The sequence below is a fragment of the Flavobacterium sp. WC2430 genome (assembly GCF_040822075.1).
Taxonomy (GTDB): domain Bacteria; phylum Bacteroidota; class Bacteroidia; order Flavobacteriales; family Flavobacteriaceae; genus Flavobacterium.
In genome coordinates this window covers 2,518,860-2,542,395 of record NZ_CP162007.1, presented here as the reverse complement: position 1 = coordinate 2,542,395, position 23,536 = coordinate 2,518,860, and the positions used below count along the sequence as shown (strand labels likewise).

Genomic DNA, 23,536 nt, shown 5'->3' with positions numbered 1-23,536 from the left:
TAAATAATATTTTACAAACCTTGTGCTTGAATCGCTGTAATCACAACTGTGTTTATAATATCATCTACCGTACAACCACGGCTTAAATCATTTACAGGCTTGTTTAAACCTTGTAACATTGGTCCTATAGCCAAAGCTCCTGTTTCTCTTTGAACCGCTTTATAAGTATTATTTCCTGTGTTCAAATCAGGAAAAATAAGCACACTGGCTTGTCCTGCTACTTCTGAATTTGGCATTTTACTTTGACCAATTTCCATATCTACGGCAGCATCATATTGTATAGGCCCTTCGATTTTTAAGTCGGGACGTTTTTCTCTTACAATTTCTGTTGCTTTTCTTACTTTATCTACTTCATCTCCTTTTCCAGAAGCTCCTGAAGAATAAGATAACATGGCGATTTTAGGTTCGATACCAAATGCCGCACTTGAATCGGCTGAAGAAATCGCAATTTCAGCCAATTGTTCTGCAGTAGGATTTGGGTTAATGGCACAATCTCCAAAAACAGAAACTCGATCCTCTAAACACATGAAAAATACAGATGAAACAATACAAGTATTTGGTTTTGTCTTGATGAATTGTAAGGCGGGTAAAATAGTATGTTGTGTAGTATGTGCTGCACCAGAAACCATTCCGTCAGCATCTCCTTTATACACCATCATGGTACCAAAATAGGATACATCTTCCATTAAATCTTTGGCCATAGTTATAGTTACGTTTTTGTTCTTACGCAACTCATAGTAGGTGTTTACATAATCCTCATATTTCTCAGACTCAATTGGATTGATAATATCCACTTTTGAAAAATCAAAAGCAATACCCAACTCTGCTACTTTGTGCTCAATTTGCTTTTTATTACCAATAATGGAAATATCGACTACATCCATTGCCAATAAACGAGAGGCCGCAATAATGATACGTTCATCATTCCCTTCTGGTAAAACAATGTGTTTTCTATGTTTTTGAGCTCTCTTTACTAGATTGTATTGAAACATTTTTGGAGTCATTCCATCTGCGTGAAAAGCACTTAATTTAGCAGATAAATCATCCACATCAACAAATTTCTCAAAGGTATTTATCGATGTTTCTATCTTATGTGTATTATCAGCATAGATTTGAGATTTTATATTACCTATTCTGTTCGTAATACTATACGTTCCTCCTACTACAGATATTATAGGGACTATACTAGTCAATCCTTCAATCAATTTTAAAATACTATCTTCTGGGATAATGTTTCCTGTTAATACTATTCCTGAAATAGCTGGATAATTAGCCGATTCATTAGCTTGCAAAGCACCCAAAATAATATCTGCTCTATCTCCCGGAGTAATAACCAATGCATTTTCTTTCAAGTGCAATAAATAATTATGCAATTGCATAGCTCCTACGCTAAAGTTCCCAATTTCATTATTTAAAAATTCTTTTCCAAAAAGGACTTTGGCATCTAATTCATCTACAATCTCTTTAATAGTTGGGTTATTTAAACTGGAAATAATCGGAATTGCATTTACTAATACTTCTTTTGGTAAATTTGATTTCAAACCATCAGTAACTAGTTTGACATTCTCTGGTTGCACTTTATTGGCGATAACAGCCAAAACTTCTACCTCTTTTACTTTGAAAGAATCGTAAGCCAAATACAAACTATCAATTAATTCTTCTAAGGTTTTACCAACACCCGAACCCACAATAATTGTAGGTATTCCAAGGTTTTTAGCAATAAGAACGTTCATATCGAGTTCAATAACGGTTCCTTCACCACTAAAACTAGTTCCTTCTACGAGAACAAAATCAAACTGTTCTTCCAGTTTTTTATATTTTTCAATAATCAAATCCAGTACCTCGCCTATCTTGCCTTTGTTCTTTTTTTTGATTAATTTGCTTTTCGTAATGGCAAATGCATCCTCAAAATCAATATCCAATCCAAAATGCGAAATCACAGTCTCGATGTGATTATCTAATTTTCCATCTTCGAAATCTTCAATTATAGGCCTAAAATAACCCACTTTGGCCGTTTTACCTATCAACATACTCATTAAACCAAGGGTTACGATAGACTTCCCGCTATTGTGTTCACTAGTTGCAATATATACAGCCTTGTTCATTCTCCTTATTTTAAATTATTATTTTGAATTCCAATTATAAAAATCCCAACTCATTCCTAAACTACTAATTCTCTTCCCTTTTAGTCTATCCTCTTTCTTCTTTCTTCTTTCTTCTTTCTTCTTTCTTCTTTCTTCTTTCTCATCTTCTCCCATTCAGTAAACTCAAAACCAACGCCTTCTTTTAAAATAGAAAATCATTATAAGCCCAATCAAGACCATCACTCCTATTACAGCATAATATCCGTTTTCGTATTTTAATTCTGGCATGTGTTCAAAATTCATTCCATAAACACCAACAATAAAGGTCAAAGGAATAAAAATTGCCGATACAATCGTAAGCGTTTTCATAATCTCATTCATCTTATGCGATTGTGAAGAAAAAAAGAAATTAGAAGCACTTTCCAACATTCCCATATCAGAATCTATTTGTTCCAATAACTCCAACGTTTTTTGATGTAATCTAGAAAAATAACGAAAGGTTTCCTGCTCTATTATCTTAAAATCCTCATCCTCTTTTAAACTTTTTATTGCAAATAATGAATCCCTAAGTGGAATAATAGATCGCTTCAAAAAATTAAAATTATCACGGTGTTTTTCGATTCGGACTAATATTTCTGGATCTGCACTGCTTTTTGATATATTGATTAACTCTTCTACTTTATCTTCCTCATTCTCTATGGTTACATAGAAATTTTCCATAATTGCATCCAGAAGCATATATAGTAAAAAATCGGCTTTTTTTAATCGTACCAAACCTGCATGGTCTCTTATTCGCTCTCTTATATGAGTAAAAAAATCAGAACGCTTTTCCTGAAAAGAAATTAACACCCCGTCTTGAATTAAAAAACTAATCTGTTCAGCACTTATATTATCTGAGTTTTCAGTAGGTAATAAAGATTTTATATTAAAAAACAAATTGTTAGAAGACTCCTCTACTTTTGTTCTTCTAGTTGTATTTAAAATATCCGATAGTATAAAGTTGTCAATTTTAAAAAACTCCCCAATAGCTTCAATGATTTCAAATTCATTTAAACCATGCAAATTGAGCCAATTGATTTTATCTTTAAAAATGCATTTTTTTAAATCTTCAATTTCAAAATCATCATACTCCGTAACTTCTAAATCATCATATACAAACAATTGCATTTCAGACTCAAACTTTTTATGCTTACCAGTATACACCAGAGCGTTAGTTTGTGATTTACGGATTTTTTTAAATTTTATTTTTCTCATGCAAAAATGGTATATACAGTAATATTACAAAAAACTTTTAGGAATCTATTATCCCTTAACATATTTGAAATACTATTTTATGTATTTATTTTAATACCAAACAAAAGTAATGACAACCCTAATCTTTTTCTATGAGAAAAATCATGTTTCGTTTTAAAACAAAAAAAACCGTTCACTAGTAGTGAACGGTTTTTATATGAATTGTAGAGATGGACTGTAGTCCGTCTTTTTTCACGTTAAAGACGGACTGACGCCCGTCTCTACGGAAATAATTATTTTACTTCTTCGTAATCTACATCTTGAACATTGTCTCCTTCAGCTTCAGCTTGTGGCTGTGCATCTGCTTGACCTTGTTCTCCTTGAGCATACATTGCTTCAGTAGCAGTTTTCCAAGCAGCATTGATGTTATCAAGTGCAGTTTGAATAGCTGGAATGTCTTGAGATTGGTGCGCCATTCTCAATTCAGTCAATGCATATTCTACAGCAACTTTGTTTTCATCAGATAATTTTGCTCCAAGGTCTTTCAATTGAGTTTCAGTTTGGAAGATCATTCCATCTGCTTCATTCAATTTTTCAGCTCTTTCTCTTGCAATTTTGTCAGCATCAGCATTCGCTTCAGCATCTTTTTTCATTCTTTCGATTTCTTCAGCTGTTAATCCAGAAGAAGCTTCGATACGAATATCATGAGATTTTCCAGTTCCTTTATCAGTTGCAGAAACTTTGATGATACCATTAGCATCAATATCAAAAGTTACTTCAATTTGTGGAACACCTCTTGGTGCTGGTGGAATACCATCTAAATGGAAACGACCAATCGTTTTGTTATCAGCAGCCATTGCTCTAGCTCCTTGTAAAACGTGGATTTCAACTGTTGGTTGAGAATCTGCAGCTGTAGAGAAAACTTGAGATTTTTTAGTTGGGATAGTTGTGTTAGACTCAATTAATGTAGTCATAACTCCACCCATAGTTTCGATACCTAAAGATAAAGGTGTAACGTCAAGTAACAATACATCTTTTACATCTCCAGAAAGAACTCCACCTTGAATAGCTGCTCCAATTGCAACAACCTCATCAGGGTTAACTCCTTTAGACGCTTTTTTACCAAAGAATTTCTCCACTTCGTCAGCAATTCTTGGCATACGAGTAGAACCTCCTACAAGAATAACTTCGTCAATATCAGAAACAGATAAACCTGCATCTTTAAGTGCTTTAGCAACTGGTGCCATAGAACGTTTAACTAATGAATCAGTTAATTGCTCAAATTTAGCTCTAGTTAATTTTTTAACTAAGTGTTTTGGTCCTGAAGCTGTAGCAGTTACATAAGGTAAGTTGATTTCAGTTTCAGTAGAAGATGACAATTCAATTTTTGCTTTTTCAGCAGCTTCTTTTAAACGTTGCAATGACATTGGGTCAAGACGTAAGTCAATACCTTCTTCAGTTTTAAATTCGTCAGCTAACCAGTCAATAATTTCGTGGTCAAAATCATCTCCACCTAAGTGAGTATCACCATTTGTAGACAATACTTCAAAAACTCCGTCTCCTAATTCAAGAACAGAGATATCAAAAGTACCTCCACCTAAATCGTAAACTGCAATTTTTTGATCAGTTCCTTTTTTATCTAATCCGTAAGCAAGTGCCGCAGCAGTTGGCTCATTGATGATACGCATTACTTTAAGACCTGCAATTTCACCAGCTTCTTTAGTCGCTTGACGTTGTGCATCATTAAAGTAAGCAGGAACAGTAATAACTGCTTCAGTAACTGTTTGACCTAAATAGTCTTCAGCAGTTTTTTTCATTTTTTGAAGTGTCATTGCTGACAATTCTTGAGCAGAGTATAAACGACCATCAATATCAACACGTGGTGTATTGTTGTCCCCTTTTACTACTTTGTAAGAAACTCTTTTTGCTTCGTTTGTAATTTCAGCAAAAGAATGTCCCATAAAACGTTTAATAGAAGCAATAGTCTTAGTTGGATTAGTTACTGCTTGTCTTTTTGCAGGATCTCCCACTTTAATTTCTCCACCTTCTACAAAAGCGATGATAGATGGCGTTGTTCTTTTTCCTTCTGCGTTAGGAATAACAACTGCCTCGTTACCTTCCATTACAGAAACACAAGAGTTTGTCGTACCTAAATCAATTCCGATTATTTTACCCATTTTTATTTATATTTAATTATAATGTATACTAATTTTATTAACTCAAGGTGCATAAGTCAATCTTTGTGCCAATGCTTATGGTCATAGGAAATTGTCAGTTTTTGTTAAAATTGGCGGAAATAAATCTGACAAGATGACATTTTAGGCGGACTGTCATTGAGAAAATACTATAATCAGGATGACAGTTTTAATAATGACAAGGAGCTATTTGCTTCGCCAGTTCGCTTCGCTCGTGTCCAGCTCTTCGCTCTATCTTTAGGTCCATAAAAAAAGTCACTAAAGGATACCGCTACTATCTGGGCTAGAATATTTTAGGACTATTTACAACCGTTTAGCGAAATCAAGGTTTTATTTATCAAGACTTTCAAAGAAATCTAATTTTATAAGTTCCCAAGATTTATCTAATAAACATATTGAATCAAAATCTGCATCAGCCAATTCAAAATTTACAAATTGGCTTTTCAAAGTCGAGCAGTCTGTATAAGGATAACGTTGTTTATAAAATAAAATCATTTCGTCAATAGTCACTTTATTGAGGTAATAATGTAAATCCCAAAAATCCTTTTTTGTACCACCTCTTAAAAGAATATCTAATTTCATGGCAATAATTTCATTTTCAGAAGCCATTCGAACACCATCTTTATAAACGATATCAAAAATAAAATTATCCGTATAATATAAATCAAATTTTACAAAATCTTCTTTAGAATTTCCAATTTCAAAATAAGTTCCAAACGAAACATTATTAAGATTTCTAGAGCTTCAATATGGATAATTATTCTCGAAAAATAATTTAATCTTTTTAAAATTAATCGACCCATAATCAGCCGCAGAAAACAAATCTATATCTACAGACATCTGGTGGCCCATTTGTAAACTCAATGAAGTTCCTCCAACTAACCTGAAAGGAGAAAATAACTCTTCTTGCATCAAATCATTTAAAACTTGCTTAAGCAAAGGTGATATTGTATTCCAATACATAATCTACCTAGTTAGATGTTCAGGATGTAATTCATTAATTCTATCAACAACTTTCTTCCCATAAAAACGAGTAATTTCGTCTTGTTCTATTTTATTCCCATAAGCAAAAACGCGCTTTACTATAGAAACCTTCATTAGTTTCCAATCAATTTTTTCAAAATTTGTATCCCAAAATAGTCCTTTCCTAAATTTGGAAAAATCTGGTTTATAACTACTGTCTTTCTTTGCTTCTTTGATATCATAAAAAACTTGAAGCGTCATCAAGAAGCCTTCTGCCCATTCTAATTCAGCTTCTATTTTAAGTGACAAATCAATATTCAATCGTCTAGTGCCCTTAATGATAGCGCCCAAATTTTGAGGGTATTCACCAATAGAAAGAGCAAATTGTCTTTTATTAATATTCCTTTTCTTCAGCTCTCTCTCAACCATTTTACCTAGATGAATCCCTTTTATGATGTCTATCGTTTTCATATTACAAATACAAACAAAATTGTTTATACTATTTAATAAATGCTTCAATGAAATAAAGTTTGATTATATTTACAACTTGCGTTTTTTACACTTGAAAACTTCTTAAGGAACTCTAGATTTAATTTACAGACTATTTTTATTTTACCTACAGATTTAAGCCAATTTTACTAAAATAAAAGATGGAAAACTAGGAAGCTGAAGTATCTAATTTAAGCTATAATAAAGTCTTTCATTTCTATCCTTATCTTTGGACAACTGAAAGAAATAATTTTGACTTAAATAGTCAAAAAACAATAAGTATTGAAGAACAATTGAACTTTAATATCCAAATAAAAAATCAATTTGACACAAATCAAAAATGAACAATACAATAATACACCCAAGCAGCATTTCTTTTTTGAATAACTTAGCAACAAACAACAATAGAGATTGGTTTAACGATAACAAGGAAACCTATAGTGAAGCGCAAAGTAATATGATCGCTTTTGTAGATCAGCTCATCGTGCTTATGAATAGCCACGACGCCATTGAAAATACTTCAGCTAAAAAAAGTTTATATCGCATTTATAACGATGTCCGTTTTAGTAAAGACAAAGCACCTTATAAACCTCGATTTGCTTTTAGCTTACAACGAGCTACTAAACTAAAAAGAGGCGGTTATTATATGAATATTCAACCCGGTAATAATTACTTAGCCTGTGGTTTTTTCTCTCCTAACCCAGAGGACTTAAAAAGAATCCGAAAAGATATTGAGTTGAACCCAGCAGTTTGGTATAAAATTTTAAATGCAAAACCAATCAAAGATAATTTTGTTGCATTGGCCGGAAATAAAGTTCCTACTTTCCCAAAAGGATTCCCTAAAGACCATGAAGCCATAGATTTAATCAGACACAAACAATTTATACTGCGACATAATTTTACAGATGAAGAAATACTTGACTCCGCATTTGCTAACAAAGTAAACGACATCTTCAAAACCGTACGCCCGTTTTTTGATCATCTGAGTTTTGTTCTTACGACTGATTTAAATGGAGAAATTAAAATATGAAAGACGATTATATTAAAAGAATCAATACTATTTTCTTGTTTATTGACGAAAATTTAGACCAAGAATTAAATTTGGAAACTATAGCTAAAGTTGGGTTTTATTCTCCATTTCATCTGCACCGAATTTTCAAAGCAATAACCAATGAAACTTTAAACGAATATATTACTCGTAAAAGAATTGAAAAAACGGCCTCAATTCTTTTACATAAACCAGAAACTACAGTTACTACGCTTTCTTTACAGTATGGGTTCAATAGCAATTCTTCATTTACCAGAACTTTTAAAAAATTTTACGGATTAAGTCCTACCGCATTCAGAAAGTCAAATCCTAATAAATATAGCAAGATTAGTACAATTGAAAGCAAGAATGGACAAGAAGAGGAAACATTTGAACAATATATTTGCAACATTAAAAATCATCAAAATTGGATTAAGATGAAAGCAAAAATTGAAATTAAAGAAATGTCTCAACTGCATCTAGCCTTTATTACACAAATTGGTCATATTGGAATGGAAAATACGTATGCCAAATTAATTAAATGGGCAACACCAAAAGGACTATTACAAAATGAAAAATTAAAAATAGTTAGGATTTATCACGATAGCTTTAAAATAACAGAGCCTGAGAAAGTAAGAATGAGTGCTTGCATTTCATTGAACCAAAAAGTTGAAGTTAGTGGCGAAATTGGACTAACAACAATTGAAAAAGGAAAATGCATTGTTGGCCATTTTGAAATTGCATTAAATGAATTTGAAAAATCATGGATTAGTTTATTTATTTGGATGAACGAAAACGGATATAAAAAAGCTGACCGAAATCCTTATGAAATCTATTATAATAATTTTAATGAACACCCTGAAAAATTAAGCATTGTTGATTTGTGTATTCCAATAGAATAAAAAAACATCCTAAACGGCAGCTTATATTGTTTGTTTTTTTTCTAATGATAGTAAAATCAAATACTCCCTATTCTTTTTCAACTCCATTTTATATTTATAACTTAATTTCATTTCCTTTTTTAGTTTTTTTTATTACATTTAAATTTTAGAGAAATTTATACTAAAGAGTTTTTGAAAACTATAAGAATTCTAAACTTAGAAAAGTTACTTTAATAGAAAACTAGGTTTAACTGTAACTCCTAAAAATCAAGTTTAGAGTACATCAAATTAGTCAAAATGAAGAATGATACTACTACCAATCCAAATAAATCAATAGTTGAAGATGCAATTCCAGATCCCAGAATAAAAATTGCTGGTTTTTTACCCGATCCTCAATCCCGTTTAGATTCCACAGTGATGAAGTACAAGCCCATTTGTGACTCCAGCATCCCGTTTAGAGACTTAACAAACCCCACAACAAAACGAGAGAGCATTGCTCGCCTGATCGAAAAACTAGATGTTACTAAAAACATTCGCTATAAAAGGACAGTAGAAGACACCTATTGCAATGTTTATTCTTATGATTATTGTTATTTTTCTAATGTTTATATCCCTACTGTTTGGTGGACAGATGAAGCAATCCAAAAAATATTGGATGGACAAGAAGTAGAAGCTATTTATAATGAAACTGTAAAAACAATTTATTCTAGTGCGATCCATGATTGGTTTTTGAAATGGGGAAGCAGTTTTGGCTGGAAAAGAATATTTAGCGTCGAAGAAATGCAAATTAAAGTAAATACCAATGGAGGCGTTGCCATTATTTGTGCCAAAAGAAAACAAAAAGGACTCTCAGGACACATCGTTCCCGTTGTACCCGAAACAGACACAAATAAAGCATACCGAGAAAATGGCGTAGTTCTATATCCATTGCAATCACAAGCTGGAAAACTGAACTACAATTACTTCTCTGAAGTTAAAAAAGATTGGTGGAATGATCCGTTATATTCTTCCTTTGTATTTTACTATCATGACTAAATTTAAGTTATACATAATACCATTAAAGGAACACTTATAGGCATCTTAAAATAGACCAATACTTTCAATTAAAAAAAAGAGTTTTCAACTATACTAATTGGCATAATTAAAATTTTATTTCATTTAATATTAAAACAATCACAATCAACACATTAAAGCCTTTATTTTTTAAATAAATTACTCTTCCTTTTTTAAAATTAAACTTCCTTCTTTTTTCATAATTTTCATTCCAATATCTAGTTGGAAATGACATAATAATAAAGTACTTTTGCAACTTGGAAAATCACAAAAATGGCAAAATTAAAATTTAGCTATTTATCTACATAAATCATTGATATAAAATAAATTAAAAGCAGTTCAAATTTTACAATAACATTATAAAATTTGGATTCTTATCAATCATTCAGTCGATACAAACACAAACTTTCTGAGACTGAAATTAAATTTCTGTAATTTAAAAGTAAAAAGCGATTAAATGGTTGTAAATACTTATTTCTAATGCAGCAAAACGGCATTAAAATGATTGACAACTAATACGATTTTGTACACCTATAAAAAAATTATATAATCATTAACCATAAAAAAAGAACTCGTATAAATGAAAGAAAATCAGACAACAAAATATTATTGGGGAATTGGATTAGAAAACGAAACCTACATGCAATTTGAAGACCCCTTAATAGTATCTGGTGATTTTATACAAGAAAAAATTGGTTTTGAGAAATACAGTATTGATTATAGAAAATGTTATAAACCAGAAAGCATAGCGCCTTTATTAGTAACTGCTTTTAGCTCAGACAAAAATTATAAAGTGAGCCGAATGATGAATAGTCATTCCTTAGAAAAGCTAGACATCAACTTCCAACACAAAACAATACCAGCAATAAATGCAGTAACGAATAGTGATCAAGCTGCTGATGGAAAACCGCAATCCATAGACAATCCCGAATATATTGGGCAGTCTATTATGGAACGTTTTCTAGAGAAGCAACCGTACAATATTCAAAGTATGATTACTCAAAGAGAAAAAACGATGGGATCTGTACATTTTGATGGTGATTCTATCGAATTTGTAACTAAATATTTTGAAAATAGAACTATCGTTGATTCTTGCAATGAATTGAAAGCAACCAAAAAGTTATTCCTTGACAAAATCAACGAATCATCGGTACTAAAAGAAAAGTTGAGTTTTCCAGATTATAATACTGGTCTTAATATGTTTATGACCAATCAAGAAAATCTTGTTTTGTTTAATAATGGAACCTACCATTTCCATATCACCTTACCTACTCTAACAGAAAACAGTAGAATTGTTGATTACCCTGCTTTTGATAAAACACATGCTAACGCAATTTACTTACTGCAATGGTTTGAGCCTTTTTTTATTGCCACACTAGGAAGCCCCGATATTATGGGAGTGATCAGTAATACGCATAATTTAGACAAAAACTTCACTTTAGGTTCTATGCGAAATGCCATGTCTCGTTATATTGGAGTTGGTACTTATAATAAATCAATGCCAAAAGGAAAAATCCTAACCTACAAAGTTGATGATTTTAGAGCCCTTTTACGATTTAAAAAAGAAGACAACATTTGGTGGAGAGATCAAATCGAAAAGGAAATGGAATATGAATTACTTCCTGAAGTAGGTCTTGATTTTAATCAGGAAAAAATGTACCAAAGTGGTTTTGAATTTAGAAGCCTTGACGAATTCCCAGCAACCTACTTAAATGACGTTCTTTATTCTATTATCTTAATCTGTGAACATGCTTTAAACCTTCCCGATGTTAAATGGGGACACGATAGTGAAGCTTGGAATAATTTGGTTTTTAAAACCTTAAAATATGGTTATTTAACAGAAATTAACCCCGAAGAAAAGGAAGAAGTATTGGATTTATTACAACTAATCAATCCTTCAGATGCAAATTGTGATTCGCTTAAGGCAGAATTTGATACCATCGTACTGCTTGATGAATTTTTCTTTAAAATTGTAGCAGTGCTACACACGAAGTACAAAGACAACAATGTATGTGTCGACGCAATGTGCGGACAAAAAACAGATTTCCCTCCAAAATGGGACAACTTTAATAAATACCAAACGGAACAACATCAATTACAAATTAGAGGTGTAGCGTCTCCTAAGATTAGCTACATTCGGAAAAAAAATCATAAAAATAAATTGCTTACTCAAGTTTAATGACCCGTTAGGCATTAAAAAAAATATTTTCTATAAATTAAAATGCTGAATATAAATAAGTCGCAACTTATTTATATTCAGCATTTTATTATACTAAAATTCGTAATACAACTCAGCTGCTTCAGCCCAATATAATGTTAAAAAAATACTGTGGCACAGTTGTTGGATTTACAGAAAATGTATATACGAAACGAATAAAAAAAATTAAATATAATTCTAAAATATAGAAAATATGAAAACCTTAAAATTAATTGCCGTTGGAATAATTCTACTTGTATCAAGCACATCAAATGCACAAATTTCAATTAGTCTAAACATAGGAACAGCCCCTATATATCAAAATTCAGCGAATGTAGCTGTAGGATATTATTATTTGCCAGACATTCAATCCTATTATGATGTTCGCGCTAATCAATATATTTATTTGGAAAGAGGGAACTGGGAACGTTCAAGATACTTACCTAATCAATATAGAAACTATGATACCCGAAATGGTTATAAAGTAGCATTGAATGACTATCATGGAAACCAACCGTACAACAACTTCAATAATGACAGAACTAGATATTATGAGGGATACAGAGGAGAGAATCATAGATTTTTAGAGAATCGTAAAGACAATCGTAAAGAGTATAATAAAAACAAGTCTAAAGATTGGAAAGACAATAGATATGCTTCAAATGATCGCAACCAAAACGGGCGCGATAAATACGAAAACAATAACAGACGTTAATTCATTACATTTATTTAAATGCAAAAGAGAGTTTCAATATGAAACTCTCTTTTTTTTTGCCTTACATTTTCTGTTTGCGTACTAAAAATAGTTGACTAACTTTATCCATGGAAATAAATCAATTGTAAAGCGAGGAGAAAAAAAATAAAAAAGGATCTCATCAATAAGAAAAACTTAAATAATAATAATAATAATAATAATAAATATATGTTTACTCTAGAACAAATCAAACAAGCGTACGATAAAGTCCAAACAGAATCTGATTTTGCAATTTACATTCAAGAATTAATTCATTTAGGGATTAAAGGATATGATACTATCGTAAGCGATAGTAGAGTTGTTTATTACAGCGATACCGATTACGAAGTAAGTACCGATAAAAAATACGAACCATTATACATCGCACCCACTGGTAATAAAGAGCGTTTTATAGAATGTCTTGTGATGCATGAAAGTGGTCAAACAGATTATTTTACCTTTTGCCAACAGGCTGCTCAATGCGGAATTGCTAAGTGGCGTATTGATATTATTGAAATGACATGTACCTATTTAACAACTGCAGGGGATGCACTTATCATCGAAAAAATTCCTACTTAATACAATCTAAATCATCAAATTATATTATCAATCAAAGAATTAATCATTTAAACTATCCATTCATGAATCAACATTCCAAGTACTTTGTATGCAAGACACTCCTTATTGTTCTCTTCGTTCAACTGGCAACCGTAACAGTTTCCAATGGACAAACTAAAGCCGAAAAAATCGATCAATTAATGAGTTTATATTCGGGTTACGGGCAGTTTAATGGTTCCGTGCTAGTGGCCGATGGAGGCAAAGTGATTTATAAAAAAGGATTTGGGATGGCAAATATGGAATGGAATATTCCCAATCAAACGGACACAAAGCATAGATTAGGTTCAGTTACTAAACAATTTACTTCCATGCTAATTCTGCAATTAGTGGAACAAGGAAAGATAAAGTTGGACTCTCCTATTACTACTTACCTACCTGATTATCCTAAAAAATCAGGAGATCAAATCACTATTCATCAATTACTCACCCACACCTCTGGAATTCCAAATTATACGTCGTTCCCAAATTTCGTAAAAGAAGTAAGCATCAACCTGTACAGTCCAGAAGCATTTGTAAAAACATTCGCTAATTTGCCATTGGAATTTACTCCAGGTGAAAAATTTGCATACAGTAATTCGGGTTATTTTTTATTAGGTTATATCATTGAAAAAGTTTCTGGAAAAAGCTATGAACAGTATTTACAAGATAATATTCTCACACCACTTAAAATGAATAATACAGGATATGATCACCTAGAAACTATTCTAAAAAACAGAGCATCTGGTTATGAGAAAAAAGGGAAAGACTATAGTAATGCCAATTATCTAGACATGTCTATCCCTTACGCTGCGGGTTCCTTATATTCAACAGTAGAGGATCTCTATTTATGGGATCAAGCATTATATACAGAAGAGTTTCTTTCAACAAAAAACCGAGAGCTATTATTTAATTCTTATATCCCCGCAGGACCAGGATATTATGGTTATGGTTGGTTTATCAATAAGGTGCCTAATGGCGAAAGTAAAGACAGCTTAACGGTGGTGGAGCATGGCGGTGGAATAAATGGCTTTAACACTATAGTTTCTCGAATTCCATCTGATAAAAATTTAGTTGTTTTACTAAACAATACGGGCGGTGCAAAGTTAAACGAAATGAGTACAGCCATTAGAAACATACTGTACAATACGCCATATAGTTTACCTAAAAAATCATTGGCGAGCGAGCTCGTAGCTATTATTTTAGAAAGGGGAATTGCATCTGGACTTACTTTTTTTAACGAAAATAAAAAATCAGATACCTATGCCCTAAATGAAAGTGAAATGAATAATGAAGGATACCAATTTTTACAAACGGGAAAAGTAAAAGAAGCCATCGCTATTTTTAAACTCAATGTTGAATCATTTCCAAAATCAGGAAATACATATGATAGTTTAGGAGAAGCCTATTTAAAAGACGGTGATAAAAAAGGTGCCATTTTAAATTATAAAAAATCAGTAGAATTGGATCCTAATAATCAAAATGGAAAAAAAGTGCTGGAAGAAATCACAAAATAAGAAAGTGCAAAGTAATAATACCATCAATATGGAACACAAAGGCAAATCTATTCGTCCATTCATAGGAGCAAAAAACTATGCCATATCGCGTCAATTCTATCAAGACCTCGGATTCCAAGAGATTATTTTAGCTACTAATATGTCCTATTTCAAATCGGATAATTTAGGGTTCTATTTACAGGATGCTTATGTCAAAGATTGGGTTGACAACACCATGATTTTTATGGAGGTAGAAGATGTTCCGAAATTTTACAATAACCTATTAGCACTTAATCTTCCTGCTAAATACATTGGTGTAAAATTAATCCCAATACGTGAGCAACTATGGGGAAGTGAATGTTACCTACATGATCCATCGGGTGTACTCTGGCATTTTGGCGCATTTAAAGCTGAAAAATAATTTTGGAAAAAAAATAATTTAATTGTGTTGGAGTATCCTTTTTAAATAATAATAATAATAATAATAATAATAATAATAGTAAAATAATTTATGACATCTTTTAGAAAACAATTATCCTTTCGTTGGTCTGATTTAGATCCTAATTTTCATGTTCGTCATAGTGCATATTATGATTTTGGAGCACAACATCGTATTGAGATTTTGGAAAACCTTGGCTTGACCATGAAAGCATTACAAACCAATCATTTTGGACCAATTCTCTTTAGAGAAGAATGTGTTTTTAGAAAAGAAATCAAACTTTCTGATATCATCTTTATGCAAACTAAAGTATCCAAAATGAAAGCAGATGCTTCTCGCTGGTCCATTGTTCATGAATTCATGAATGAAGAAAGCCAAATATGTGCTACAATTACAGTTGATGGAGCATGGATGGATACTAAACTTAGAAAAATTGCCAACCCAACTCCAGAAATGGCTGTGAAAGCGTTAAGTAGTTTTCCTAAAAGTGATGATTTTGTAAGCCTTTAAAAGAGATTTGAAACAAATAATTATCCTTGATTCTCATTTTGGATACAATTATTAGAGATTGGGATAATTATAATTTTAGTATTCGACTGACATTTGTACTGTTAATTAAACAATTAAATAAAAAGTATGAATACCAATAAAAAAATCGAACTGGGAAGTCAAGGACTTTATGTGCCAAAAGTAGGATTAGGTTGTATGGGAATGACCCAAATTGCAGGAATGGATATTTATGGAAAAGCGGATGAAGCTGAATCTATAGCTACCATTCACCGCTCACTAGAACTAGGATATAACTTTTTAGATACTGCTGATTTATATGGTCCCTTATTAAACGAAAGGCTTGTCGCCAAAGCGATCAAAGGAAATAGAAACCAATATACCATTGCTACTAAATTTGGCTATGAAATCGACGACAATGAGCAACTGACTTGGCAATTCAATGGTAAAAAGGATTATGTAAAAAAAGCAGTAGAACGTTCCCTTAAAAACTTAGGAACTGATTATATTGATTTGTATTACTTGCACCGTTTAGATCCGAATACGCCAATTGAAGAAACGGTTCAGGCAATGGCTGAGTTAGTAAAAGAAGGGAAAATTGTTCATATTGGTCTTTCAGAAGTTTCATCAGAAACCATCAAAAAAGCACACAATGTTCATCCTTTAACCGCAGTACAAACTGAATATTCTTTGTTTGAGCGTGGCATTGAAGAAGCTGGGATTCTAAAAACAATTCGAGACCTTGGAATTGGGTTTGTAGCTTACTCTCCGTTAGGTAGGGGTTTTTTATCTGGGGATATTAAAAGCATTGATGATTTTCCTGAAAATGATTTTAGAAAAAGTTTACCTCGTTTTCAAGGCGAACAATTTTACAAAAACATTACGTTGGTAAATGAAATAAAAACATTAGCCAATGAAAAAGAAATTACACCTTCACAATTAGCTATTGCTTGGATTGTTTCAAAAGGGATAATACCCATACCAGGAACAAAACGAGTGAAATATGTCGAAGAAAATAATGCAGCAGCAGAAATTAAATTAAGCACTGAAGAAATAAACCGTTTAGAAACTATCATCCCTTTAGGAACCATAACCGGCGCTCGTTATGACGCTGCAAACATGCAAGCCATCGATCAATAAAACAAATTATACAGTAGGAAAAACTATCTTGACCATTGGTTTTTCCTATTGTATTTATAATTCGTACCATGAAAAAAGAAACTAATGCTCCACATGTAATCAATTCCATTTCTGAGTTGCATCGTTTATTAGAATTACCTAAACCAAAGCACCCTTTAGTATCCGTTATTAATTTGAATGAAATTAAATGTGATTTTGATGATAAAATAAATAATTTTATTTACAATTTTTATTCGGTTTGTACCAAAAATGATTTTAAAGGTAAATTGAAATATGGACAAAATTATTACGATTTTGACGAAGGTATAATGACTTTTTTTTCACCAGGTCAGGTAATATCTACCGCTGTTAAAGAAGATATTGTTTTATCCGGCAGATGGTTAGTTATACATCCCGATTTTATTCAAAATTATTCTTTGGCAAAAAACATTAAAGACTTTGGTTTTTTCTCTTATGCCACACATGAAGCGTTACACCTTTCGGATGAAGAAGAAATAATGATTACTGATATTATGCAAAGTATTTATATTGAATATTGTTCTGTAATTGATGGTTTCAGTCAGGATGTGATAATCTCACAAATTGAATTATTGCTTAATTATTCCAATAGATTTTATAACCGTCAGTTTATCACCCGTAAAAATGCTAGTAATGACCTATTGACTGCACTGGAAAAACTACTTACCGATTATTTTAACACTAATAAAGTAGCCGAATTAGGCCTTCCAACTGTTCAATACATCTCAGAGCAATTGCATGTTTCTCCCAATTATTTAAGTGATATGCTTCGTTCTCTTACAGGACAAAGTACACAACAACACATCCAAGATAAGTTAATTGAAAAAGCCAAAGAAATCTTGACTACAACCTCTTTATCCGTTAGTGAAATAGCATATCTATTGGGTTATGAATATCCACAGTCTTTTAGTAAATTATTCAAAAACAGAACCAATGTTTCCCCTTTGGAGTATCGAAGTTCATTCAATTAAATACATTTCTAATAGTAGATCCTATTTCTAATAACAAATCATATCTTTATCGTTTATTACATAGTTATTAAAAATAGAAACATGAAAATATTCTCAATAAAAAAACAAATTTTAAGCCTTATTATCCTAGTAAGTTTGGGGTCATGCTCCACAGTAAAAACAGCGACTGTTAGTGGTAAAATCACAGCTATTCAATCTGGAAAAGACGGATACATAGCGACAATTAAAAATGAAAGAAACAAAATGTATCTGGGAACAATTAGCATTCCCAATTTGAGTAATCCCCATTTATTCAAACAAGCATCCGTTGGGGATACTATAGTTGTAAAAGGGGAAGTTTGGAAAATGGGAACAGAAAAACACATTAAAGTTGAAGAAATACTTGAACTAAAAAAGAAAGATAGCGCCGAAGCAAAAATCACTGGTATAATTCAAAGTATCGAAAGAGGAAAAGATGGCTATACAGCCAAAATAAAAACAACAAATGGACTGCTTTATTTTGCTACAATCAGTATTCCAAATCTAGGAAGTCCCGAAAAATATCGCTTATTTAAAATTGGAGAAACGGCTAATTTGTTTGGAGAAATTTGGAAAACGGAAAACAGCAACCATATTACTGTTAGAAAAATTTTAGAATAAAACCATAAAAAATTACCCAAAAACTATAACCCAAAAAGTTATAGTTTTTTTTATACTTTTATAAAAAAAACAACTCAAGTCCTGATTTATGAAAAGGGATAATAAGATATAACTAAAAGAGATGAAAACATTAGGTCTTATCGGTGGAATTAGCTGGGTTTCAACTGCTGATTATTATAAACTTATAAATGAAGGCATTAACAAAGAACTGGGTAGTATCAATTTTGCCAAATGCATCATCCATTCCTTTAACTATGCCGATATTGTAAGAAACAACAATAATAACGATTGGGAATCAACTTTTATCATGCTATCCGAAGCATGTGAAAACTTACAACAAAGCGGTGCGGAAGCGATTCTTTTATGTGCAAATACAATGCATCTCCTTGCGGACCGAATTGAGCAAAAAATAAACATTCCCGTTATCCATATTGCTACTGAAACGGCAAAAGAAATAAAAAAACACCATTTATCCAAAGTGGGACTTCTAGGTACTAAGTTCACCATGGAACTTAATTTTTTTAGTTCAAAACTCAACGACCAAAATATTGAAGCTATTATCCCAGATGCGGAAGATCGAGATTTTATTCAGGATATCATTTACAATGAATTGGGAAAAGGAATTATTAATCCAAATTCTAAAAAGCGCTACATTGCTATTATCAATAAATTAATAGAAAATGGTGCTGAAGGAATTATTCTAGGGTGTACTGAAATTCCATTGTTAATTCAACAAGAAGATGTCACTGTTCCTATTTTTGACACCGCAATAATACATTCGGCTGCTGCTGTAAAATTTGCTTTAAGCTGAAAAGAATCCTCATACTATTCTATTACTAAAAAATAATACCGTTTAAAAATTAATCAAATTTATTATGAAAACAACCAAAATACTATTTCTTGTGGTTCTTGCTTTTGCAATAACAAGTTTTAAATCAATTAACAAAACAAACCAATCACGAGAATTCTACCAGCTTAAAACGTATACCTTACATTCAGATGAGCAAGTTCAAGCTACCGATAAATTCTTGAAAGAAGCCTATTTGCCTGGATTAAAAAGACTAGGAATTAAGAATATTGGCGTTTTTAAACCGAAAGCAAATGCTACTGATACAGATACCCTAAAAAAAATAATTGTCGTAATTCCTTTTAAATCAATGGATCAATTTCTAAATCTTGATGAGAAATTATCCAAAGACAAAATCTATTTATCGGCGGGAGCAGCCTATTTAAATGCGAATTATAAGCAGGCCCCTTACCTACGCATTGAATCCGTTTTATTGAAAGCTTTTACAGATCACCCTTTTTTAATTACTCCAGCACTTGACAGTCCTAGAGACAAACGAGTGTATGAATTAAGAAGTTACGAATCTCCTACTGAAGCTATTCATGCCAATAAAGTGGACATGTTTAATGCTGGTGGTGAAGTTAAACTTTTTAACCGCCTTCAATTTAATGCTGTTTTTTATGGCCAAGTAATTTCAGGACCTAAAATGCCTAACTTGATGTATATGACTACTTTTAAAGATCAGGAAAGTCGTGATGCCCATTGGAAAGCCTTTTCTGATTCGCCTGAATGGAAAGGATTAATTGCAATGGAAAAATACAAGAATAACATCTCACATATTGATATTACCTTTTTATATCCAACAGAGTACTCAGATTATTAGTAAAAAATTGAAAAATCAAATTTTAAGGCACCACAACTATAAACGTTGTGGTTCTTTTTTTTATATTTATTAGCAAAAACAGTAAAATATGAAAATACTCTGGCTACTTAAGCATTACTATATATAATTACTTACAGTTGCCAATTTAATTCGTAAATTTGAATACTACTTTTTTAGCAATACTTTTTTTTACGAATACAAAAAATAATTCATCTGTAATTATTCCACTCGTTTTGCTTCAATACCAATTGGTTTTATTTTTTAATCCTAAAAATAAATAATATGGAAACTACAATACAATTTGTGAATACAGAAAAAAACAAAATTGCTGAAAATCTTGTATTGGAAAAACTGGATCAATTATACAAACACTTTGACTGGATTATTCGAGCAAAAGTATTTTTCAAAGAGGAAAAAGACACGAAAGGAAAAGGGAAATTGTGCGATGTTACTATTAGCTGTCCTGGACCTCCAATTTTTGCCTCTTCTAACGAGGAAACTTTAGAAGCTGCAGTAGCAGAAACCATAAAAGATTTAACTGTACAATTAAACAAACGCAAAAGTGAAAGACAATTGCATTAGTTCTATTTCAATTAGCATTATTAGAGGGGAAATTAACCCCAAAACAGACCACTATTTATATTTGTAAAGATAAAGTATGCCATAGGCCTACAACAGAAATAAAAATAGCACTACAACAGTTAAATTATTAATTATCAGCATTATATAATTATCTTTTTATTTAAAACACTCTATTACTTAAAAAATGAGTAACTTAGTAAAGCTAAAATAGCGCTTTAACTTCTCCCCAAGAATACTACTATCTTATTTCAAATATCAAAACTACTATTGTTCTATTGTTTAATCATAAAAAATACTATTATGACGACTTTACTTTACGATCGCTTAGGAGGAAATTCTGGAATTACACAAATTGTCAATGATGTGGTTGAAGAACACATGAATAATCCTGCAATAAATGCTCGATTTATACCCTTTAGGGACCAACCAGAAGAATTGGCAAACATTAAAAAGCACACCATTGAATTTTTTAGCGCAGGTAGCGGAGGTCCCGCAACTTATAGTGGCAAAGATATGAGTACAGCCCACACTGGCATGAATGTAAATCGAGGAGAGTACATGCATGTCATGGAGGATATCTTTCGTGTTTTAGATAAACATAATATTGATGAAGATTCAAAAAAAGAGGTGTTAGCAATTCTTTGGTCATTAAAGGGAATGATTATTACTAAATAGCAATTCCCACTTGCATAATAAAGTATTTCAAGTCCGCTTAAATCCAACCTTAAGAACAGTTTTTAATAATTTTATTCTTATCTTTAAGTCTATTTATGTCTTATGGATACGCTCAACCATTTCTTTAAACTTGCTGCTGGTGTAGGACTATTCCTTTTTGCCATGTACTTGCTAGAAGAATCTCTCAAAAATTTGTCGGGTCGTAGTTTTAAACTATTTCTACAACGTATTACAAAAAATAAGATTGGAGCTGTAACTGGTGGAGCAATAGTAACAGCTATTCTTCAAAGTAGTTCTATGGTTTCCTTTATGGTTTTGGCCTTCGTAGGTGCAGGTGTATTTACGATGAAAAATGCTATGGCTATAATTTTGGGTGCTAATCTTGGAACGACTCTCGATAGCTGGTTAGTAGCTACATTAGGTTTTAAAACTGATATTGAAGTTGTAGCTTATCCCGCCGTTTGTGTGGGAGGTTTACTTTTAATCCTATTGGGTAACCGGAAAACCATTAAATATATTGCTTTTTTTCTTTTCGGATTTGGATTATTGTTCATTGGACTTTCTTTTATGAAAACGGCAATGGAAGCGCAAGTTAAGATTTTTGATTTCTCAAAATATGCCGAAATGCCATTAATCATTTTCTTAGTTATTGGATTTATTATAACCATGCTTGTACAATCTAGCTCTGTCACTATGGCATTGACTCTTAGTGCACTTCATGTTGGAGCGGTCAGTTTTCCAATTGCTGCTGCTATTGTATTGGGATCAGAAACAGGGACAACCATAAAAATTGTGTTAGGAGCTATTGGCGGTAATGCTTCTAAAAAGCGAGTTGTTTTGGGTAATTTTCTATTCAATGTTTTTGTTACTGTGTTTGCTTTTATCTTGTTAAAACCTATTTTGAGTCTTATTACGGATGTTTTCAACATTAAAAATCCACTCATTGGTTTAGTCACTTTTTCAAGTCTAATTAACTTATTTTCTATCCTTTTTTTCCTTCCTTTCCTTGATAATTTTTCGCAATTTCTAGAACGGTTTTTCAAAGATCTTAATGGAAATACAGCTGCTTTTATTACTCATGCCTCGATTGCGGAACCCATAACAGCATTGGATTTATTTAGAAGAGAAACCAACTATTTTATACATAATTCCATGCTATTCAATATGGAATTGTTCAAAATTGACACTCAAGATTTTCGAGAAAATGCTGTATTTAAAAGCATCAATGATAAACATAAATTTTTCTCTAAAACTAAAGAAGATCAATATGATTTCTTAAAACAATTGCAAGGGGAACTACAAATTTTTTATTTGAAATTAAGACCCAAATTACAGACAGAAGAATATTCCGAAATCAACCAATTAATATCAGCAGTGCGATCTGCAATGCATGCTGTAAAAAGCGTTAAGGATATTGGAACTAATATTTCGAATCTAAGTCATTCTTCTAAAGATATCAAGTACCAATTTTTTATCCATCATAAAGAAGAAACTAAAATCCTTTATATGGAGTTGAACTCCTATTTAACGGAAAAAAATCAAGTTACATTTGAAAAATTACAAAGCTTATTTAATTCCATACAAATCAATTATACATCGGCACTAAACACTTTTTATTCAGAGGTACAAAATGCGCCAATTGAAGATATAGATATTACCACAGTTATCAATTTCAACAGAGAACTTTTCACTTCAAATAAAGCTATGTTTATGGCTATAAAAGATTTTCTACTGAAAGAAAAACTAGCTGAAGACTTTAATGAAATTCCCGTGTATAAAACTTAAAACTACTTGTATATAGAAAATTAAATTCAAAAAATTTTATAAGATTTACTCTAAATTTTATAAGCCAATATGAATATTAATTTTCATCTTTGTGTAAAATTCAATTTTAAATTTAAAAAGAGGTTTTCAGTTTATTCTGACAATTTTAAATCTAAAACAACAACA

At 31.7% G+C, this 23,536-nt stretch carries 24 protein-coding genes; 17 read left to right on the top strand and 7 right to left on the bottom strand.

From position 1 onward, the window contains the following. Nucleotides 1–11 precede the first annotated feature (11 nt). The 7 genes from pta to AB3G36_RS11100 all read right to left on the bottom strand — a co-directional run bounded on the left by pta (nucleotide 12) and on the right by AB3G36_RS11100 (nucleotide 6,946). The gene (gene pta / locus AB3G36_RS11130; protein WP_367752726.1) at nucleotides 12–2,105 is read right to left on the bottom strand and encodes a phosphate acetyltransferase; all 2,094 of its coding nucleotides are present in this window, start codon (nucleotides 2,103–2,105) and stop codon (nucleotides 12–14) included. Between the two features lie 18 nt (nucleotides 2,106–2,123). Further along, a complete protein-coding gene (locus AB3G36_RS11125) occupies nucleotides 2,124–2,258 on the bottom strand; it encodes a hypothetical protein (RefSeq protein WP_367752724.1) in 135 nt (44 codons plus the stop codon). A 9-nt stretch (nucleotides 2,259–2,267) separates the two neighbouring features. Continuing rightward, entirely contained in the window at nucleotides 2,268–3,338 is a 1,071-nt protein-coding gene (corA, locus tag AB3G36_RS11120) for a magnesium/cobalt transporter CorA (RefSeq protein WP_367752722.1), read from the bottom strand. A 272-nt stretch (nucleotides 3,339–3,610) separates the two neighbouring features. Next, the gene (gene dnaK, locus AB3G36_RS11115) at nucleotides 3,611–5,494 is read right to left on the bottom strand and encodes a molecular chaperone DnaK (RefSeq protein WP_367752720.1); all 1,884 of its coding nucleotides are present in this window, start codon (nucleotides 5,492–5,494) and stop codon (nucleotides 3,611–3,613) included. A gap of 348 nt (nucleotides 5,495–5,842) precedes the next feature. Further along, the gene (locus tag AB3G36_RS11110) at nucleotides 5,843–6,145 is read right to left on the bottom strand and encodes a nucleotidyl transferase AbiEii/AbiGii toxin family protein (RefSeq protein ID WP_367757927.1); all 303 of its coding nucleotides are present in this window, start codon (nucleotides 6,143–6,145) and stop codon (nucleotides 5,843–5,845) included. A gap of 111 nt (nucleotides 6,146–6,256) precedes the next feature. After that, nucleotides 6,257–6,475, bottom strand: coding sequence for a nucleotidyl transferase AbiEii/AbiGii toxin family protein (locus AB3G36_RS11105; RefSeq protein WP_367752718.1), 219 nt, complete (start codon nucleotides 6,473–6,475; stop codon nucleotides 6,257–6,259). A 3-nt stretch (nucleotides 6,476–6,478) separates the two neighbouring features. Beyond that, a complete protein-coding gene (locus tag AB3G36_RS11100; RefSeq protein ID WP_367752716.1) occupies nucleotides 6,479–6,946 on the bottom strand; it encodes a transcriptional regulator in 468 nt (155 codons plus the stop codon). Between the two features lie 358 nt (nucleotides 6,947–7,304). Here AB3G36_RS11100 and AB3G36_RS11095 point away from each other — a divergent pair, with 358 nt between their 5' ends. The 17 genes from AB3G36_RS11095 to AB3G36_RS11015 all read left to right on the top strand — a co-directional run bounded on the left by AB3G36_RS11095 (nucleotide 7,305) and on the right by AB3G36_RS11015 (nucleotide 23,371). Further along, nucleotides 7,305–7,994: a DUF2461 domain-containing protein gene (locus AB3G36_RS11095; protein WP_367752714.1), complete on the top strand. Its 690-nt coding sequence runs from the start codon at nucleotides 7,305–7,307 to the stop codon at nucleotides 7,992–7,994. Beyond that, entirely contained in the window at nucleotides 7,991–8,893 is a 903-nt protein-coding gene (locus AB3G36_RS11090; protein ID WP_367752713.1) for a GyrI-like domain-containing protein, read from the top strand. Before AB3G36_RS11095 ends, AB3G36_RS11090 begins: the two co-directional genes overlap by 4 nt. A 276-nt stretch (nucleotides 8,894–9,169) precedes the next feature. Then, complete coding sequence (locus tag AB3G36_RS11085) at nucleotides 9,170–9,907, top strand: hypothetical protein (protein ID WP_367752711.1); 738 nt, start codon at nucleotides 9,170–9,172, stop codon at nucleotides 9,905–9,907. Between the two features lie 598 nt (nucleotides 9,908–10,505). Next, nucleotides 10,506–12,104: a hypothetical protein gene (locus tag AB3G36_RS11080; RefSeq protein ID WP_367752709.1), complete on the top strand. Its 1,599-nt coding sequence runs from the start codon at nucleotides 10,506–10,508 to the stop codon at nucleotides 12,102–12,104. A gap of 232 nt (nucleotides 12,105–12,336) precedes the next feature. Continuing rightward, a complete protein-coding gene (locus tag AB3G36_RS11075) occupies nucleotides 12,337–12,837 on the top strand; it encodes a hypothetical protein (protein ID WP_367752708.1) in 501 nt (166 codons plus the stop codon). 207 nt (nucleotides 12,838–13,044) lie between these two features. Continuing rightward, on the top strand, nucleotides 13,045–13,434 hold the full coding sequence (locus AB3G36_RS11070; RefSeq protein ID WP_367752705.1) for a DUF1398 domain-containing protein: 390 nt from the start codon (nucleotides 13,045–13,047) through the stop codon (nucleotides 13,432–13,434). A gap of 62 nt (nucleotides 13,435–13,496) precedes the next feature. Then, the gene (locus AB3G36_RS11065; protein ID WP_367752703.1) at nucleotides 13,497–14,966 is read left to right on the top strand and encodes a serine hydrolase; all 1,470 of its coding nucleotides are present in this window, start codon (nucleotides 13,497–13,499) and stop codon (nucleotides 14,964–14,966) included. A 28-nt stretch (nucleotides 14,967–14,994) separates the two neighbouring features. After that, nucleotides 14,995–15,366 (top strand): glyoxalase, encoded by a 372-nt coding sequence (locus tag AB3G36_RS11060; RefSeq protein ID WP_367757925.1) that lies wholly within the window; start codon nucleotides 14,995–14,997, stop codon nucleotides 15,364–15,366. A 90-nt stretch (nucleotides 15,367–15,456) separates the two neighbouring features. Then, entirely contained in the window at nucleotides 15,457–15,894 is a 438-nt protein-coding gene (locus AB3G36_RS11055) for an acyl-CoA thioesterase (RefSeq protein WP_367752701.1), read from the top strand. A gap of 126 nt (nucleotides 15,895–16,020) precedes the next feature. Next, complete coding sequence (locus AB3G36_RS11050; RefSeq protein WP_367752699.1) at nucleotides 16,021–17,031, top strand: aldo/keto reductase; 1,011 nt, start codon at nucleotides 16,021–16,023, stop codon at nucleotides 17,029–17,031. A gap of 68 nt (nucleotides 17,032–17,099) precedes the next feature. After that, nucleotides 17,100–18,020 carry a helix-turn-helix domain-containing protein gene (locus AB3G36_RS11045; RefSeq protein ID WP_367752698.1) on the top strand — a complete coding sequence of 307 codons (921 nt, stop codon included), beginning with the start codon at nucleotides 17,100–17,102 and terminating at the stop codon, nucleotides 18,018–18,020. 81 nt (nucleotides 18,021–18,101) lie between these two features. After that, nucleotides 18,102–18,659 (top strand): hypothetical protein, encoded by a 558-nt coding sequence (locus tag AB3G36_RS11040; protein WP_367752696.1) that lies wholly within the window; start codon nucleotides 18,102–18,104, stop codon nucleotides 18,657–18,659. 121 nt (nucleotides 18,660–18,780) lie between these two features. Further along, nucleotides 18,781–19,470, top strand: a complete 690-nt coding sequence (locus tag AB3G36_RS11035) for an aspartate/glutamate racemase family protein (protein ID WP_367752694.1) — start codon at nucleotides 18,781–18,783, stop codon at nucleotides 19,468–19,470. A 64-nt stretch (nucleotides 19,471–19,534) separates the two neighbouring features. After that, complete coding sequence (locus AB3G36_RS11030; protein WP_367752692.1) at nucleotides 19,535–20,329, top strand: NIPSNAP family protein; 795 nt, start codon at nucleotides 19,535–19,537, stop codon at nucleotides 20,327–20,329. Nucleotides 20,330–20,611: 282 nt separating this feature from the next. Continuing rightward, nucleotides 20,612–20,911: an HPF/RaiA family ribosome-associated protein gene (locus AB3G36_RS11025; RefSeq protein WP_367752690.1), complete on the top strand. Its 300-nt coding sequence runs from the start codon at nucleotides 20,612–20,614 to the stop codon at nucleotides 20,909–20,911. Nucleotides 20,912–21,211: 300 nt separating this feature from the next. Then, nucleotides 21,212–21,586: a group 1 truncated hemoglobin gene (locus tag AB3G36_RS11020; RefSeq protein ID WP_367752688.1), complete on the top strand. Its 375-nt coding sequence runs from the start codon at nucleotides 21,212–21,214 to the stop codon at nucleotides 21,584–21,586. Nucleotides 21,587–21,688: 102 nt separating this feature from the next. Next, entirely contained in the window at nucleotides 21,689–23,371 is a 1,683-nt protein-coding gene (locus AB3G36_RS11015; RefSeq protein WP_367752686.1) for a Na/Pi cotransporter family protein, read from the top strand. The last annotated feature ends 165 nt before the right edge of the window (nucleotides 23,372–23,536 follow it).

Coding starts and splice junctions, on each gene's coding strand:
- AB3G36_RS11090 (WP_367752713.1), top strand. CDS start 7,991: ATGAAAGACGATTATATTAAAAGAATCAATACTATTTTCTTGTTTATT.
- pta (WP_367752726.1), bottom strand. CDS start 2,105: ATGAACAAGGCTGTATATATTGCAACTAGTGAACACAATAGCGGGAAG.
- AB3G36_RS11055 (WP_367752701.1), top strand. CDS start 15,457: ATGACATCTTTTAGAAAACAATTATCCTTTCGTTGGTCTGATTTAGAT.
- dnaK (WP_367752720.1), bottom strand. CDS start 5,494: ATGGGTAAAATAATCGGAATTGATTTAGGTACGACAAACTCTTGTGTT.
- AB3G36_RS11020 (WP_367752688.1), top strand. CDS start 21,212: ATGACGACTTTACTTTACGATCGCTTAGGAGGAAATTCTGGAATTACA.
- AB3G36_RS11040 (WP_367752696.1), top strand. CDS start 18,102: ATGAAAATATTCTCAATAAAAAAACAAATTTTAAGCCTTATTATCCTA.
- AB3G36_RS11125 (WP_367752724.1), bottom strand. CDS start 2,258: ATGGGAGAAGATGAGAAAGAAGAAAGAAGAAAGAAGAAAGAAGAAAGA.
- AB3G36_RS11100 (WP_367752716.1), bottom strand. CDS start 6,946: ATGAAAACGATAGACATCATAAAAGGGATTCATCTAGGTAAAATGGTT.
- AB3G36_RS11050 (WP_367752699.1), top strand. CDS start 16,021: ATGAATACCAATAAAAAAATCGAACTGGGAAGTCAAGGACTTTATGTG.
- AB3G36_RS11015 (WP_367752686.1), top strand. CDS start 21,689: ATGGATACGCTCAACCATTTCTTTAAACTTGCTGCTGGTGTAGGACTA.
- AB3G36_RS11095 (WP_367752714.1), top strand. CDS start 7,305: ATGAACAATACAATAATACACCCAAGCAGCATTTCTTTTTTGAATAAC.
- AB3G36_RS11070 (WP_367752705.1), top strand. CDS start 13,045: ATGTTTACTCTAGAACAAATCAAACAAGCGTACGATAAAGTCCAAACA.
- AB3G36_RS11035 (WP_367752694.1), top strand. CDS start 18,781: ATGAAAACATTAGGTCTTATCGGTGGAATTAGCTGGGTTTCAACTGCT.
- AB3G36_RS11025 (WP_367752690.1), top strand. CDS start 20,612: ATGGAAACTACAATACAATTTGTGAATACAGAAAAAAACAAAATTGCT.
- AB3G36_RS11080 (WP_367752709.1), top strand. CDS start 10,506: ATGAAAGAAAATCAGACAACAAAATATTATTGGGGAATTGGATTAGAA.
- AB3G36_RS11105 (WP_367752718.1), bottom strand. CDS start 6,475: ATGTATTGGAATACAATATCACCTTTGCTTAAGCAAGTTTTAAATGAT.
- AB3G36_RS11065 (WP_367752703.1), top strand. CDS start 13,497: ATGAATCAACATTCCAAGTACTTTGTATGCAAGACACTCCTTATTGTT.
- corA (WP_367752722.1), bottom strand. CDS start 3,338: ATGAGAAAAATAAAATTTAAAAAAATCCGTAAATCACAAACTAACGCT.
- AB3G36_RS11060 (WP_367757925.1), top strand. CDS start 14,995: ATGGAACACAAAGGCAAATCTATTCGTCCATTCATAGGAGCAAAAAAC.
- AB3G36_RS11085 (WP_367752711.1), top strand. CDS start 9,170: ATGAAGAATGATACTACTACCAATCCAAATAAATCAATAGTTGAAGAT.
- AB3G36_RS11045 (WP_367752698.1), top strand. CDS start 17,100: ATGAAAAAAGAAACTAATGCTCCACATGTAATCAATTCCATTTCTGAG.
- AB3G36_RS11030 (WP_367752692.1), top strand. CDS start 19,535: ATGAAAACAACCAAAATACTATTTCTTGTGGTTCTTGCTTTTGCAATA.
- AB3G36_RS11075 (WP_367752708.1), top strand. CDS start 12,337: ATGAAAACCTTAAAATTAATTGCCGTTGGAATAATTCTACTTGTATCA.